This window comes from Pseudomonas sp. HY7a-MNA-CIBAN-0227 (genome assembly GCF_040310325.1).
Lineage (GTDB): Bacteria > Pseudomonadota > Gammaproteobacteria > Pseudomonadales > Pseudomonadaceae > Aquipseudomonas.
Map to the genome: position 1 here is coordinate 1 of NZ_JBEOPT010000405.1, position 224 is coordinate 224.

Annotated in this window: 1 protein-coding gene; it reads left to right on the forward strand. The window is 57.6% G+C overall.

From position 1 onward, the window contains the following. Window positions 1-224, forward strand: a 224-nt coding sequence (locus AAEZ06_RS28445; protein ID WP_350617562.1) for a hypothetical protein, incomplete at both ends; no start/stop codon positions are given.

Genomic DNA, 224 nt, shown 5'->3' on the forward strand with positions numbered 1-224 from the left:
GAAAACGAGGTTGGCGAAACCTATCAGCTCGTCTATCACGCCAACGGCCTGATCCAGCAGGAGATCGGGTTTGATGGCCGGCGCACCGGGTATACCTACGACCTTAACGGCCATCTGCTGGCAAAGACCGAATACGGCGATGACGACAGTCAGCTGGTTACTGACTATCAACGGGACACAGCCGGTCGACTGGTACGAAAAACCCTGCCCGACGGCAGCCGTGT